The sequence below is a fragment of the Streptomyces sp. NPDC027663 genome (assembly GCF_055566415.1).
On sequence record NZ_JBVHSK010000010.1, the window covers coordinates 117,031 to 129,859 of the forward strand.

Genomic DNA, 12,829 nt, shown 5'->3' on the forward strand with positions numbered 1-12,829 from the left:
ACCACACGTGAAGGTGATCTTCCGGGTTCCGGCCAGCCTATGTACCAGGTATTGGCCCACATCCTGTATCAGCCATTGATACGCGCGAACAGCTGCGGACACCGGTCTGAGAGAATTGGGACTGTGATTTCCCGAATCGATCTGCGCGGCGACGCCCTCCCCGAGGGCCCCGCCCTGCGCGACCTGCTGCCCCGAGCCGACTTCGACGTCTCGGCCGCCCTGGAGAAGGTGCGTCCGATCTGCGAAGCCGTGCATCATCGTGGCGACGCGGCGCTGATCGACTTCGCCGAGAAGTTCGACGGAGTACGGCTGGAATCCGTCCGCGTGCCGGCCCAGGCGCTCACCGACGCCCTGGCGGCCCTCGACCCGGCCGTGCGCGCCGCCCTGGAGGAGTCCATCCGCCGCGCCCGCCTGGTCCACCGCGCACAGCGCCGGACGACGCACACGACGCAGGTGGTGCCCGGCGGCTCGGTGACCGAGAAGTGGGTGCCGGTCCAGCGCGTCGGTCTGTACGCGCCCGGCGGCCGTTCGGTCTACCCCTCGTCCGTGATCATGAACGTCGTGCCGGCACAGGAGGCCGGGGTCGAGTCCGTCGCGCTCGCCTCGCCGGCGCAGGCCGACTCCGGCGGGCTGCCGCACCCGACGATCCTCGCCGCCTGTGCCCTGCTCGGCGTGGACGAGGTGTACGCGGCCGGCGGCGCCACCGCCGTCGCTATGTTCGCGTACGGCACCGAGTCCTGCCCGCCCGCCAACATGGTCACCGGCCCCGGCAACATCTGGGTCGCCGCCGCCAAGCGCTACTTCACCGGCAAGATCGGCATCGACGCCGAGGCCGGCCCCACGGAGATCGCGATCCTCGCGGACTCCACCGCCGACCCGGTGCACGTCGCTTCGGACCTGATCAGCCAGGCCGAGCACGACCCGCTCGCGGCGGCCGTCCTGGTCACCGACTCCGTCGAGCTGGCGGACGCGGTGGAGCAGGAGCTTCAGCCGCAGGTCGCGGCCACCAAGCACATCGAGGACCGGATCGTGCCCGCGCTGAAGGGCCCGCAGTCCGCGATCGTCCTCGTGGACGGCATCGAGGAGGGCCTGAAGGTGGTCGACGCGTACGGCGCCGAGCACCTGGAGATCCAGACCGCCGACGCCGCCGCCGTCGGCGACCGGGTGAAGAACGCCGGTGCGATCTTCATCGGCCCCTGGGCCCCCGTCTCGCTCGGCGACTACGCGGCGGGGTCCAACCACGTCCTGCCCACCGGTGGCTGCGCCTGCCACTCCTCCGGCCTGTCCGTCCAGTCCTTCCTGCGCGGCATCCACATCGTGGACTACACGAAGGACGCGCTGGCCGAGGTCGCGCACCACGTGGTGACGCTGGCGGAGGCGGAGGACCTGCCCGCGCACGGCGCGGCGGTCAAGGCGAGGTTCGGCTGGAAGGTACCGACGAGCAAGTGACCCGCATCGACGATCTCCCCGTACGGGACGAGCTGCGCGGCAAGTCCCCCTACGGCGCGCCCCAGCTGGACGTCCCCGTACGGCTGAACACGAACGAGAACCCCTACCCGCTGCCCGAGCCGCTGGTCGAGCGGATCGCGGAGCGGGTACGGGAGGCCGCCCGTGACCTGAACCGCTATCCCGACCGGGACGCGGTCCAGCTGCGCACCGAGCTGGCCGCGTACCTGACGAAGACCGGCAAGTACCCGCTCGGCACCGAGAACGTGTGGGCCGCCAACGGCTCCAACGAGGTCATCCAGCAGCTGCTGCAGACCTTCGGCGGCCCGGGCCGCACGGCCCTCGGCTTCGAGCCGTCGTACTCGATGCACGCCCTCATCGCGCGCGGCACCGGCACCGGCTGGATCTCCGGCCCGCGCGGCGCGGACTTCACGATCGACCTCGCCGCCGCCGAGCGGGCAATCGCCGGGCACGAGCCGGACGTCGTCTTCATCACCACCCCCAACAATCCGACCGGCAACGCGGTCCCGTCGGAGACGGTCCTCGCGCTGTACGAGGCGGCCCAGGCGGCCAAGCCGTCGATGGTGATCGTGGACGAGGCGTACGTCGAGTTCAGTCACGGCGAGTCGCTGCTGCCGCTGCTCGCGGGCCGGCCGCACCTGGTGATCTCCCGCACGATGTCGAAGGCGTTCGGCGCGGCCGGTCTGCGCCTCGGCTACCTCGCCGCCGACCCGGCGGTCGTGGACGCCGTCCAGCTCGTCCGGCTGCCGTACCACCTGTCGGCGATCACCCAGGCGACCGCCCTGGCCGCGCTGGAGCACACCGACACGCTGCTCGGTTACGTCGAGCAGCTGAAGGCGGAGCGGGACCGACTGGTCGCCGAGCTGCGCGCGATCGGATACGAGGTCACGGAGTCCGACGCCAACTTCGTGCAGTTCGGCCGGTTCGACGACGCCCACGAGGCCTGGCAGCGGATCCTGGACCGGGGTGTCCTGGTCCGGGACAACGGCGTGCCGGGATGGCTGCGGGTGTCCGCCGGCACACCGGAGGAGAACGACGCGTTCCTCGACGCGGTCCGTGATGTGAAGAAGGAGCAGAGTTCATGAACCGCGTTGGACGCGTGGAGCGCACCACCAAGGAGACCTCGGTCCTCGTCGAGATAGACCTAGACGGCACGGGCCGGACCGACATCGCCACCGGCGTCGGCTTCTACGACCACATGCTCGACCAGCTCGGCCGGCACGGTCTGTTCGACCTGACCGTGAAGACCGACGGCGACCTGCACATCGACTCCCACCACACCATCGAGGACACCGCCCTCGCGCTCGGCGCCGCCTTCAAGCAGGCGCTCGGCGACAAGGTGGGCATCTACCGCTTCGGCAACTGCACGGTCCCGCTGGACGAGTCCCTCGCCCAGGTCACCGTCGACCTGTCCGGCCGCCCCTACCTCGTGCACACCGAGCCCGAGAACATGGCGCCGATGATCGGCGAGTACGACACGACGATGACCCGGCACATCCTGGAGTCCTTCGTCGCCCAGGCGCAGATCGCGCTGCACGTGCACGTGCCGTACGGGCGCAACGCGCACCACATCGTGGAGTGCCAGTTCAAGGCGCTGGCCCGGGCGCTGCGTTACGCCTCCGAGCGCGACCCGCGCGCGGCCGGCATCCTCCCCTCCACGAAGGGTGCGCTGTAACCCATGACCGGTCTGTCGACCCTCCTGATCGTCGTCGGCCTCTTCCTGGTCGGCGGCATCATCTCCTTCGCCAAGCAGAAGATGCCCGCCAGCCTGATCGTGCTGCTCTCGATCGGTGCGGGCCTGTGCCTGGTGGCGGGCGTCATGCGGCTGGAGGTGTGGAATTGAGCGCTGCGGCGAAGAAGGTCGTCGTCTTCGACTACGGATTCGGCAACGTCCGTTCCGCCGAGCGTGCCCTCGCGCGCGCGGGTGCCGAGGTCGAGATCACGCGCGACTTCGACAAGGCGATGAACGCCGACGGGCTGCTGGTGCCGGGTGTCGGCGCCTTCGCGGCCTGTATGCAGGGCCTGCGCGCGGCCCGCGGTGACTGGGTGGTGGACCGCCGGCTGTCCGGCGGCCGCCCGGTCATGGGCATCTGCGTGGGCATGCAGATCCTGTTCGCGCGCGGCATCGAGCACGGTGTGGAGGCCGAGGGCCTGGACGAGTGGCCCGGCACGGTCGAGCCGCTCCAGGCCGACGTCGTGCCCCACATGGGCTGGAACACCGTCGACGCCCCGGCCGGCTCGCAGCTGTTCGCGGGCCTGGACAGCGACGCGCGCTTCTACTTCGTGCACTCCTACGCCGTCCACGACTGGTCCCTGCAGACCCACAACCCGCTGATCGAGGCCCCCAAGGTCACCTGGGCGACGCACGGCAAGCCGTTCGTGGCCGCCGTGGAGAACGGCGCCCTGTGGGCCACCCAGTTCCACCCCGAGAAGTCCGGCGACGCCGGCGCCCAGCTCCTCACCAACTGGATCGGAAGCCTGTAGACCATGGCCAAGCTCGAACTCCTCCCCGCCGTCGACGTCCGCGACGGCCAGGCCGTCCGCCTCGTGCACGGCGAGTCCGGGACCGAGACGTCCTACGGCTCCCCGCTGGAGGCCGCCCTCGCCTGGCAGCGCTCGGGCGCCGAGTGGCTGCACCTGGTGGACCTGGACGCCGCGTTCGGCACGGGCGACAACCGGGAGCTGATCGCCGAGGTCGCGAAGGCGATGGACATCAAGGTGGAGCTGTCCGGCGGCATCCGCGACGACGCCTCCCTGGCGGCCGCCCTCGCCACCGGCTGCACGCGCGTGAACCTCGGCACGGCCGCCCTGGAGACCCCGGAGTGGGTCGCCAAGGTCATCGCCGAGCACGGCGACAAGATCGCGGTCGGCCTGGACGTGCGCGGCACCACCCTGCGCGGCCGCGGCTGGACCCGTGACGGCGGCGACCTGTACGAGACGCTGGAGCGCCTGAACAAGGAGGGCTGCGCCCGCTACGTCGTCACCGACATCGCCAAGGACGGCACGCTCCAGGGCCCGAACCTGGAGCTGCTGAAGAACGTCTGCGCCGCCACGGACCGCCCGGTCGTGGCCTCCGGCGGCGTGTCGTCGCTGGACGACCTCCGGGCCATCGCCGAGCTGGTGCCCCTCGGTGTCGAGGGCTCCATCGTCGGGAAGGCCCTGTACGCGAAGGCGTTCACGCTGGAAGAGGCCTTGGAGGCGGTGGCCAGGTGAGCGACGTGCGACGCGTGTCGACGGGTGCGCCCTGGGAGGAGCAGTTCGGCTACTCCCGTGCGGTGGAGCTGCCCAACGGTCTGGTGCTGGTCTCGGGCTGCACGTCCATCGTGGACGGGCAGATCGCCGGGGGCGGCCCCTACGAGCAGGCGGTCAATTCCTTCAACGTCGCGCTGGCCGCACTGGAGCAGCTGGGTCTCGGCCGCGACGACGTCGTACGGACGCGCATGTACATCACGCACGCCCGGGACGTCGACGAGGTCGGCCGTGCCCACAAGGAGCTGTTCGACACCGTCCGGCCTGCCGCATCCATGATCATCGTCTCCGGTTTCGTGGACCCCAGCCTGGTCGTCGAGGTCGAGGTGGAGGCGTTCCGAGGAGTTTCCGCATGACCCTGGCCGTACGAGTGATCCCCTGCCTGGACGTGGACAACGGCCGGGTCGTCAAGGGCGTCAACTTCCAGAACCTGCGCGACGCGGGCGACCCCGTCGAGATGGCCAAGGTGTACGACGCCGAGGGCGCCGACGAACTGACGTTCCTGGACATCACCGCCTCCTCCGGCAACCGGGAGACGACCTACGACGTCGTGCGCCGCACCGCCGAGCAGGTGTTCATCCCGCTGACGGTCGGCGGCGGCGTGCGCACCGCCGAGGACGTGGACAAGCTGCTGCGGGCGGGCGCCGACAAGGTGGGCGTGAACACCGCCGCGATCGCCCGCCCCGACCTGATCCGCGAGATCGCCGAGCGGTTCGGCCGGCAGGTGCTGGTGCTGTCGGTGGACGCCCGCCGCACCGAGTCGGGTTCGTTCGAGGTGACCACCCACGGCGGCCGGCGCGGCACCGGCATCGACGCCGTGGAGTGGGCCCACCGGGCCGCCGAGCTGGGCGCGGGGGAGATCCTGCTGAACTCCATGGACGCGGACGGCACGAAGGACGGCTACGACCTGGAGATGATCGCGGCGGTCCGCAAGCACGTGACCGTCCCGGTGATCGCGTCCGGCGGCGCCGGCAAGCTCGCCCACTTCCCGCCGGCCGTCGGGGCGGGCGCGGACGCGGTGCTGGCCGCGTCGGTGTTCCACTTCGGCGACCTGAGGATCGGCGAGGTCAAGCAGACGCTGCGGGAGGCGGGACACCCGGTGCGGTGACGCTGCGCCGAGCTTTCGGCCCCGGTCGCCTTGGAGGTGGCCGGGGCCTTGCCATGTCCGCATGAGCTGCCAGGTGTCGGGCCGGATGCGGATGCGGATGCGGATGCGGAGGCGGATGGCTGGGAGGATGCGAAAGGAAAGTTGCGCAAAATATATTGCGCAACTTTCCTTTCGTATCTACCGTGAGGGTATGGCGAGCGAAGAGAACCGCAGGATCACGGACGTGGGCACGCTGAAGGCCCTGGCGCATCCGTTGCGCGCGAACCTGTACCGGCTGCTGTGCGTCGAGCGCGTCGCCACGGCGTCCCAGCTGGCCGAGCACGTGGACGAGGCCGTGTCCCTGGTCAGCTACCACCTGCGCAAGCTCGCCGAGCACGGGCTGATCGAAGAGGCGGAACCGCAGACCGGGGACGCCCGGGAGCGGTGGTGGCAGCCCGCCTCGGACGGCGTGAGCATCCGGGACGAGGACTTCCGCGGGGAGCCCGGCAAGGCCGCGGCCCACCTGGCGGCCACCCGCCTCTTCCACGACCAGCGCACCGGCCACTACCGCCGCTACCTGGACGAACGCCCCACGTGGAGCCCCGCGTGGAACACCGCGTCGATCGACAACGAGTCCTGGATGCGGCTGACCCCGGCGGAACTCACCGCGCTGAAGGAGGAGCTGGTGGCGCTCCTGCGCCGGTACGACGAGCAGGGCCGGGCCGCCGAAGCCGCCGGCGCCACCGAGGAGCGCGAACACGTCGCGCTCTACATGTACGGCTTCCCCTTCCGCGTCTGACCCGAGTCCGAGAGGCCCCCTCCATGACCGTCACCGCCGTACCCCCGGCCGCGCCGGCCACCGACGACCGCCCCGCCCACCGCGACTCCAACGTCCTGCGCTGGCTCGGCGCCTACACCTCCTCGATGCTGGGCGACAACGTCTACTACCTCGCCCTGTCCTGGGCCGCCGTCCAGACCGGGACCCCCGCCCAGGCCGGCCTGGTGATGTCGGCCAGCGCGCTGCCGAGAGCCGTGCTGCTGCTCGGCGGAGGAGTGATCGCCGACCGCTTCGGGCCGCGCCGGGTCGTCATCGGCAGCGACGCCGTACGGTGCGCCGCCGTCCTCGCCGTGGCCGCGCTGCTGTTCCTCACCAGCCCCGGGCTGTGGCCGCTCGCCCTGCTGGCGCTGGTCTTCGGCACCGTCGACGCCGTGTTCATGCCCGCCGTGGGCGCCCTCCCGGCGCGCATCACCGGCAAGGGCCAGCTCGCCCGCGTCCAGGGCATGCGCGGGCTCGCCATCCGGTTCGCGAACGTGGCCGGCGCCCCGCTCGGCGGCCTCGGCGTGGCGGTCGGCGGAGCACCCACGGCCTTCGCCCTCGCCGGCCTGCTCATCGCCGTCTCCGTGCCCCTGCTGATCTCCGTACGCGTCAAGGACCTGCCCGCGGACCGTGCCGACACCCCGCGCGGGGACCTTTCCGGGGACGCCCCCGGCGGGGACCTGACCGCGGACCACGGGGACGCCCCCGGCGGGGACCTGACCGCGGATCCCGGGGAAGCCTCCCGCTCCACCGCCTGGGCCGATCTGAAAGCCGGCCTGCGCCACATCCGCCACCACCGGGTCCTCGCCCCGCTGATGCTGGCCATCGCCCTCGGCGACCTCGGCTTCGTCGGCCCCCTGAACGTGGGCCTCACCTTGCTCGCCGACCAGCGCGGCTGGGGCGCCTCCGGGATCGGCTGGGTGCTCGCCGGGTTCGGCGTCGGCGCGGGCGCCGCCTCACTGCTGCTGACCGTGCGCGGCCGGATGCCCCGCGCGGGGCTGGTCACCGGGTGCGCGTGCGTCGCGGGTTCCGTGGCCATCGGCGCCCTCGCCTTCGTGCCCGCGCTCGCCGCAGCCGTCGCCGTGGCCCTGCTCGTCGGCCTGCTCGCCGGCCTCAGCGGCGCCCTGTGCGGGGCCCTGCTGCAGACCCAGTCCGACCCCGCCTACCTCGGCCGGGTCAGCGCCGTCGCCAGCCTGGTCAGCCTCGGCCTCGCCCCGCTGAGCATGCCGTTCGCGGCGGCCGCGATCGGCGTCTGGGGCCTCGGGCCGGTCTTCGTGGCCAGCGCGGCCGTCTGCGCCCTCGGCGGGGCGGTCGCCCTCCTCGTGCCGGGCCTGCGCCGCGCCGAACTGCCCCGCTGACCCTCACGCCACCGGCTGCACCAACTGCACCAGGTTGCCCACCGTGTCGTCGAACACCGCCGCCAGCATCGGCCCCTGCTCCTGCGGGGGATGGGTGAACCGGACCCCGAGGCCGGTCAGCCGCTCGTGCTCGGCCCGGATGTCGTCCACCGAGAACACGATGCATGGCAGCCCCGCCTCGTGCAGCGCCCTGCGGTACGGCTCCGCGATCGGACCCTCGCCCGGCTCCAGCAGCAACTGGAGATCGGGCTGGGCCCCGTCGGCCGCCCCGACCGTGACGAAGAGCGTGCCGCCGCCGAGGTCCATGTGCAGGCGCGTCTCGAAGCCCAGGACCTCCGTGTAGAAGGCGTGGGCCTTCGCCACGTCGTCCACGTACACGCTGGTCATCGCGACCTTGATCACGGGACGGACCTTTCAGATGCCCAGCCGCTTGGACTCGTGCAGTTTGTCGATCGCGTCCGCGTCGCCCTCCAGCTCGACCTTGGCCGCGCTCTGCCGGCCGTACGCGAACAGCAGCAGCTCCGACGGCTCGCCCGTCACCGTGACCACCGGAGTGCCGCGGTGCGCCACCACCGTCTGGCCGTTCGGGCGGCGCAGCACCAGACCCGTCGGCACACCCCGGCCCATCAGCCGCGCGGCGCGCTCCAGCCGGGACCACAGCGCGTCCTCGAAGACCGGGTCCAGCTCACGCCGGCTCCAGTCCGGCTGGGCGCGGCGGACGTCCTCCGTGTGGACGTAGAACTCGATGATGTTGGCCGCCTCGTCCACCTGCTTGAGCTGGAACGGCGAGAAACGCGGCGGGCCGGTACGGATCAGCTGGACCAGTTCCTCGTACGGCTTCGCGGTGTACTCGGCCATCACTTTCTCGAGGCGCGGCGCGAGCTGCTTGATCAGCGCTCCCCCTGCCGCGTCCGGGCGGCGCTCGCGCACGATCACATGCGCGGCCAGGTCCCGGGTCCGCCAGCCCTCGCAGAGGGTCTCGGCGTCCGGACCCACGGTTTCCAAGAGGTCGGCGAACAGCAGCCGTTCACGCTTGGCGAAGGTCGACATGCAGCCAGCCTACGGCCCGTCGCGGGGTCCGCCCAGCGGGCATCCGCCGAACAGCCCCGACGGTCCGGCCCGTGGACACGGACGGTCACCGCCGGTCCCGCGCGGCACAATGGCACCCATGACCCGTTCGACCGGTACGCCCCGGCCCAGCAGCCTCGACCCGGAGATCGCCGCGCGCCTGAAGCGCAGCGCCGACGGCCTCCTGCCCGCCATCGCCCAGCAGTACGACACCGGCGAGGTGCTCATGCTCGGCTGGATGGACGACGAGGCGCTGCACCGGACCCTGACCACGGGCCGCTGCACCTACTGGTCACGCAGCCGCCAGGAGTACTGGGTCAAGGGCGACACCTCGGGCCACTTCCAGTGGGTGAAGTCCGTCGCGCTGGACTGCGACGCCGACACCGTGCTGGTCAAGGTCGACCAGGTGGGCGCCGCCTGCCACACCGGCGCGCGCACCTGCTTCGACGAGGACGTGCTGGTCAAGGACGCCGATTCCGGTCCGACCGGCTCCGATCAGTAAGGTCAGCGGGCATGGACCTCGAGACCTTCCGCAAGCTGGCAACCGACCGGCGCGTCATCCCGGTCACGCGCAAGCTCCTCGCCGACGGCGACACCCCGGTAGCGCTCTACCGCAAGCTCGCCGCCGAGCGCCAGGGCACCTTCCTGCTGGAGTCCGCGGAGAACGGCCGGTCCTGGTCCCGGTACTCGTTCGTCGGCGTCCGCAGCGCCGCCACGCTCACCGCGCGGGACGGGCAGGCCCACTGGCTCGGCACCCCGCCCGTCGGCGTCCCCACGGACGGCGACCCCCTGCACGCCCTGCGCGCCACCATCCAGACGCTGCACACCCCGCACCAGGAGGGCCTGCCGCCCTTCACCGGCGGCATGGTCGGCTACCTGGGCTACGACATCGTCCGCCGCCTGGAGAAGATCGGCCCCGGCGAGCGCGACGACCTCCGGCTGCCCGAGCTGACCATGCTGCTGACCAGCGACCTCGCGGTGATGGACCACTGGGAGGGCTCGGTCCTGCTGATCGCCAACGCGATCAACCACAACGACCTCGACACCGGCGTGGACGAGGCGTACGCGGACGCCGTGGCCCGGCTGGACGCCATGGAGGCGGACCTCTCCCGCCCGGTCGCCCAGCCCCCGGCCCACCTGCCGCCCTCCGAGCTGCCCGAGTACACCGCCCTGTGGGGCGGCCCCGACTTCCAGCGGGCCGTCGAGGACGTCAAGGAGCGCATCCGCGCGGGCGAGGCCTTCCAGGTGGTGCCCTCCCAGCGCTTCGAGACCCCGTGCACGGCGAGCGCCCTGGACGTCTACCGGGTCCTGCGGGCCACCAACCCCTCGCCGTACATGTACCTCTTCCGCTTCGAGGGGTTCGACGTCGTCGGCTCCTCCCCGGAGGCGCTGGTCAAGGTGGAGGACGGGCGCGCGATGGTCCACCCCATCGCCGGCACCCGGCACCGCGGCGCCACCCCGCAGGAGGACCAGGCCCTCGCCGACGAACTGCTCGCCGACCCCAAGGAGCGCGCCGAGCACCTGATGCTGGTCGACCTCGGCCGCAACGACCTGGGCCGGGTCTGCGAGCCCGGCTCGGTCGAGGTGGTCGACTTCATGTCCATCGAGCGCTACTCGCACGTGATGCACATCGTCTCGACCGTCACCGGCAAGGTGGCCCGCGGCCGCACCGCCTTCGACGTGCTCACCGCGTGCTTCCCGGCGGGCACCCTGTCGGGCGCCCCCAAGCCCAGGGCCATGCAGATCATCGACGAACTGGAGCCGTCCCGGCGCGGCCTGTACGGCGGCTGCGTCGGCTACCTGGACTTCGCCGGCGACTCCGACACCGCGATCGCCATCCGCACGGCCCTGCTCCGCGACGGCACGGCCTACGTCCAGGCGGGCGCCGGCATCGTCGCCGACTCCGACCCGGTCGCCGAGGACCAGGAGTGCCGCAACAAGGCGGCGGCGGTGCTGCGGGCGGTGCACACGGCGAACCGCCTGGGGCAGTAGGGCCCTTGTCGCGCTTCTCACCGAGGCCCCGGGTGACGGTTCGCCCGGGGTTCAGGCGATAGTGGACTACGTGACTGCTGCACCTCACCCCTCTTCCGAAGCCGCCGCACCCGCCCGGTCCGGCCGGCGGAGCCTCGCCGTGGCCCTTCTGTGCGGTGCGCTCGGCGCGGCCGTGGCGCTGCTCGCGAGCCGCCAGCGCTGGGCGGAGGGCACCGCGACGGTGGCCGGCGGCGCGTTCCCGCTGACCGCCAAGGGCAGCGACGTCACGGGCGTCCCCGCGGCCCTCGCCATAGTGGGTCTCGCCGCGCTCGTCGCCGTCTTCGCCGTCCGCAGGGCCGGCCGTCTCGTCGTCTCCGGGCTGCTCGCGCTGTCCGGCGCCGGGATCGTCGCCGCGGCCCTCGGCACCGCCTCCGACAGCTCGGCCCTGGACGAGAAGGCCGCCCAGGCGAGCGGCGACACCTCCGCCACGATCGACGCGCTCAGCCACACCGGCTGGCCCTACGTCGCGGCCGCCGGCGGCCTGCTGATCCTGATCGCCGGCCTGCTCGCCCTGCGCTACGGCAGCCTGTGGCCCGCCATGTCCGGGCGCTACGAACGCGGCACCGCCCGCCCGCGGCGCACGGCCCGGCCGGCCGACCCGGAGCGGCCCGAGGAGATCTGGAAGGCCCTGGACCGGGGCGAGGACCCCACCGGCGCCTGACCCGAGCCGCACGCCCCCGGATGTGGTGAAACAGACGCCACCCCCGCGTCCGGCACACGCCCCCGTACGGGACAATGGACTGACGAGCGTCCGGCTCGGGACAGTGACGGGCGGGCTCGGAACCGTACGGGACACGACGTACGACGCGTCCTATCGACACGTACAAGCAACGAGGAGCAAGTCATGGCGGGCAGCAGCCACGGTCACACCCCGGCCGCCTGGACCGGTGTCATCATCGCCTTCATCGGTTTCTGCGTCTCGGGCGCCTTCATGGTGATGGCCCAGCCGCTCGGCTTCTGGGCCGGCATGGTGATCGTGGTGCTCGGCGGCGTGGTCGGCGTCGTCATGCGCGCCATGGGCCTCGGCCAGCCGAAGCCGGCCCGCGCGCTCCCGTACGCCGCCCCCGCCGCGACCCGCGAGCCGGCCGGCGCCGAGAGCTGAGCCCAGGTGTCCCGCGAGGGGCGGCCCGTCACCCGCAGAGGGGACGGGCCGCCCCTCGCGTGCGTGGCGGCGGGCGGGCGGGGCGGCGGACGGCGGGGCAGAATGCCCGCGTGAAAGCCGACAGCCCCGCGGTCCCGCCCCAGGCCCGGCGGGTTCTCCCGCAGCCGGTGCCGCCCCGCGCGCCTGTCCGGCGCCGGCTGGCCCTCCCGGCAGCGGCGTGCGCGGCCGCCGCCGGGGCCTTCGCGTACGTCGGCACGGTCGACCCGCACGAGCCCGGCCACTACCCGGCCTGCCCCCTGTACCGGCTCACCGGCCTGTACTGCCCCGGTTGCGGCGGACTGCGCAGCGCGCACGCCTTCGTCCACGGCGACCTGCTCGCCGCCCTGCGCGACAACGCGCCGGCCGTCGCCGCCTACGTCGGCTTCGCCGTGCTGTGGAGCGTCTGGGTGGTCCGCGCGGTCCGAGGCCGGCCGCTGCGGACCGGCGTCACACCGGCCCGGCTGTGGGGCGCGGGTGCCCTGCTCCTGGTGTTCACGGTGGTCCGGAACCTGCCGTTCGGTGGCTGGCTCCGTCCTTGATCGAATACGAATGTCCAGGTAGTGGGACCGCGCTCCGCCGGATGCGAGGCCTCGGCTCTCCTGCGGATACCA

The 12,829-nt window shown here is 72.4% G+C and carries 17 protein-coding genes; 15 read left to right on the forward strand and 2 right to left on the reverse strand.

Annotation, left to right across the window (positions count from 1 at the left end; genetic code table 11):
- Positions 1–123: 123 nt before the first annotated feature.
- From hisD to ACZ4SF_RS25215, 10 genes are all read left to right on the forward strand, one after another.
- On the forward strand, positions 124–1,449 hold the full coding sequence (gene hisD, locus ACZ4SF_RS25170; protein WP_468388284.1) for a histidinol dehydrogenase: 1,326 nt from the start codon (positions 124–126) through the stop codon (positions 1,447–1,449).
- The gene (locus tag ACZ4SF_RS25175) at positions 1,446–2,552 is read left to right on the forward strand and encodes a histidinol-phosphate transaminase (RefSeq protein WP_468388286.1); all 1,107 of its coding nucleotides are present in this window, start codon (positions 1,446–1,448) and stop codon (positions 2,550–2,552) included. The genes hisD and ACZ4SF_RS25175 overlap by 4 nt, the downstream gene beginning before the upstream one ends.
- Positions 2,549–3,142 carry an imidazoleglycerol-phosphate dehydratase HisB gene (gene hisB, locus ACZ4SF_RS25180; protein WP_031166423.1) on the forward strand — a complete coding sequence of 198 codons (594 nt, stop codon included), beginning with the start codon at positions 2,549–2,551 and terminating at the stop codon, positions 3,140–3,142. Before ACZ4SF_RS25175 ends, hisB begins: the two co-directional genes overlap by 4 nt.
- 3 nt (positions 3,143–3,145) lie before the next feature.
- A complete protein-coding gene (locus tag ACZ4SF_RS25185) occupies positions 3,146–3,310 on the forward strand; it encodes a hypothetical protein (RefSeq protein ID WP_258780527.1) in 165 nt (54 codons plus the stop codon).
- Positions 3,307–3,951, forward strand: a complete 645-nt coding sequence (hisH, locus tag ACZ4SF_RS25190) for an imidazole glycerol phosphate synthase subunit HisH (protein ID WP_468388288.1) — start codon at positions 3,307–3,309, stop codon at positions 3,949–3,951. The genes ACZ4SF_RS25185 and hisH overlap by 4 nt, the downstream gene beginning before the upstream one ends.
- Before the next feature lie 3 nt (positions 3,952–3,954).
- Positions 3,955–4,680, forward strand: a complete 726-nt coding sequence (gene priA / locus ACZ4SF_RS25195) for a bifunctional 1-(5-phosphoribosyl)-5-((5-phosphoribosylamino)methylideneamino)imidazole-4-carboxamide isomerase/phosphoribosylanthranilate isomerase PriA (protein ID WP_468388290.1) — start codon at positions 3,955–3,957, stop codon at positions 4,678–4,680.
- Positions 4,677–5,072 carry a RidA family protein gene (locus ACZ4SF_RS25200; protein ID WP_468388292.1) on the forward strand — a complete coding sequence of 132 codons (396 nt, stop codon included), beginning with the start codon at positions 4,677–4,679 and terminating at the stop codon, positions 5,070–5,072. Before priA ends, ACZ4SF_RS25200 begins: the two co-directional genes overlap by 4 nt.
- Positions 5,069–5,824 carry an imidazole glycerol phosphate synthase subunit HisF gene (hisF, locus tag ACZ4SF_RS25205; protein ID WP_468388294.1) on the forward strand — a complete coding sequence of 252 codons (756 nt, stop codon included), beginning with the start codon at positions 5,069–5,071 and terminating at the stop codon, positions 5,822–5,824. Before ACZ4SF_RS25200 ends, hisF begins: the two co-directional genes overlap by 4 nt.
- Positions 5,825–6,014: 190 nt before the next feature.
- Positions 6,015–6,602 carry an ArsR/SmtB family transcription factor gene (locus ACZ4SF_RS25210; RefSeq protein WP_468388296.1) on the forward strand — a complete coding sequence of 196 codons (588 nt, stop codon included), beginning with the start codon at positions 6,015–6,017 and terminating at the stop codon, positions 6,600–6,602.
- Between the two features lie 23 nt (positions 6,603–6,625).
- Positions 6,626–7,978, forward strand: coding sequence for an MFS transporter (locus ACZ4SF_RS25215; protein ID WP_468388298.1), 1,353 nt, complete (start codon positions 6,626–6,628; stop codon positions 7,976–7,978).
- Positions 7,979–7,981: 3 nt separating this feature from the next.
- Here the strand turns inward: ACZ4SF_RS25215 and ACZ4SF_RS25220 are convergent, their stop codons facing one another.
- Positions 7,982–8,380 carry a VOC family protein gene (locus ACZ4SF_RS25220; RefSeq protein WP_468388300.1) on the reverse strand — a complete coding sequence of 133 codons (399 nt, stop codon included), beginning with the start codon at positions 8,378–8,380 and terminating at the stop codon, positions 7,982–7,984.
- Positions 8,381–8,392: 12 nt separating this feature from the next.
- On the reverse strand, positions 8,393–9,028 hold the full coding sequence (locus ACZ4SF_RS25225; protein ID WP_468388302.1) for a TIGR03085 family metal-binding protein: 636 nt from the start codon (positions 9,026–9,028) through the stop codon (positions 8,393–8,395).
- Between the two features lie 118 nt (positions 9,029–9,146).
- On the opposite strand from ACZ4SF_RS25225, the gene hisI reads away from it, so the two are divergent.
- The 5 genes from hisI to ACZ4SF_RS25250 all read left to right on the forward strand — a co-directional run bounded on the left by hisI (position 9,147) and on the right by ACZ4SF_RS25250 (position 12,757).
- Entirely contained in the window at positions 9,147–9,548 is a 402-nt protein-coding gene (hisI, locus tag ACZ4SF_RS25230; RefSeq protein ID WP_468388304.1) for a phosphoribosyl-AMP cyclohydrolase, read from the forward strand.
- Positions 9,549–9,559: 11 nt separating this feature from the next.
- A complete protein-coding gene (locus ACZ4SF_RS25235; RefSeq protein WP_468388306.1) occupies positions 9,560–11,038 on the forward strand; it encodes an anthranilate synthase component I in 1,479 nt (492 codons plus the stop codon).
- A gap of 61 nt (positions 11,039–11,099) precedes the next feature.
- Positions 11,100–11,738: a TIGR02234 family membrane protein gene (locus tag ACZ4SF_RS25240; RefSeq protein WP_468388308.1), complete on the forward strand. Its 639-nt coding sequence runs from the start codon at positions 11,100–11,102 to the stop codon at positions 11,736–11,738.
- Positions 11,739–11,921: 183 nt separating this feature from the next.
- On the forward strand, positions 11,922–12,179 hold the full coding sequence (locus tag ACZ4SF_RS25245; RefSeq protein WP_468388310.1) for an HGxxPAAW family protein: 258 nt from the start codon (positions 11,922–11,924) through the stop codon (positions 12,177–12,179).
- 167 nt (positions 12,180–12,346) lie between these two features.
- Positions 12,347–12,757: a DUF2752 domain-containing protein gene (locus ACZ4SF_RS25250; RefSeq protein ID WP_468388596.1), complete on the forward strand. Its 411-nt coding sequence runs from the start codon at positions 12,347–12,349 to the stop codon at positions 12,755–12,757.
- The last annotated feature ends 72 nt before the right edge of the window (positions 12,758–12,829 follow it).

Bases quoted from the DNA above. Each gene is read 5' to 3' on its own strand.
- hisB (WP_031166423.1), top strand. From the start codon at position 2,549: ATGAACCGCGTTGGACGCGTGGAGCGCACCACCAAGGAGACCTCGGTC.
- ACZ4SF_RS25185 (WP_258780527.1), top strand. From the start codon at position 3,146: ATGACCGGTCTGTCGACCCTCCTGATCGTCGTCGGCCTCTTCCTGGTC.
- priA (WP_468388290.1), top strand. From the start codon at position 3,955: ATGGCCAAGCTCGAACTCCTCCCCGCCGTCGACGTCCGCGACGGCCAG.
- hisF (WP_468388294.1), top strand. From the start codon at position 5,069: ATGACCCTGGCCGTACGAGTGATCCCCTGCCTGGACGTGGACAACGGC.
- ACZ4SF_RS25210 (WP_468388296.1), top strand. From the start codon at position 6,015: ATGGCGAGCGAAGAGAACCGCAGGATCACGGACGTGGGCACGCTGAAG.
- ACZ4SF_RS25215 (WP_468388298.1), top strand. From the start codon at position 6,626: ATGACCGTCACCGCCGTACCCCCGGCCGCGCCGGCCACCGACGACCGC.
- ACZ4SF_RS25225 (WP_468388302.1), bottom strand. From the start codon at position 9,028: ATGTCGACCTTCGCCAAGCGTGAACGGCTGCTGTTCGCCGACCTCTTG.
- hisI (WP_468388304.1), top strand. From the start codon at position 9,147: ATGACCCGTTCGACCGGTACGCCCCGGCCCAGCAGCCTCGACCCGGAG.
- ACZ4SF_RS25235 (WP_468388306.1), top strand. From the start codon at position 9,560: ATGGACCTCGAGACCTTCCGCAAGCTGGCAACCGACCGGCGCGTCATC.
- ACZ4SF_RS25245 (WP_468388310.1), top strand. From the start codon at position 11,922: ATGGCGGGCAGCAGCCACGGTCACACCCCGGCCGCCTGGACCGGTGTC.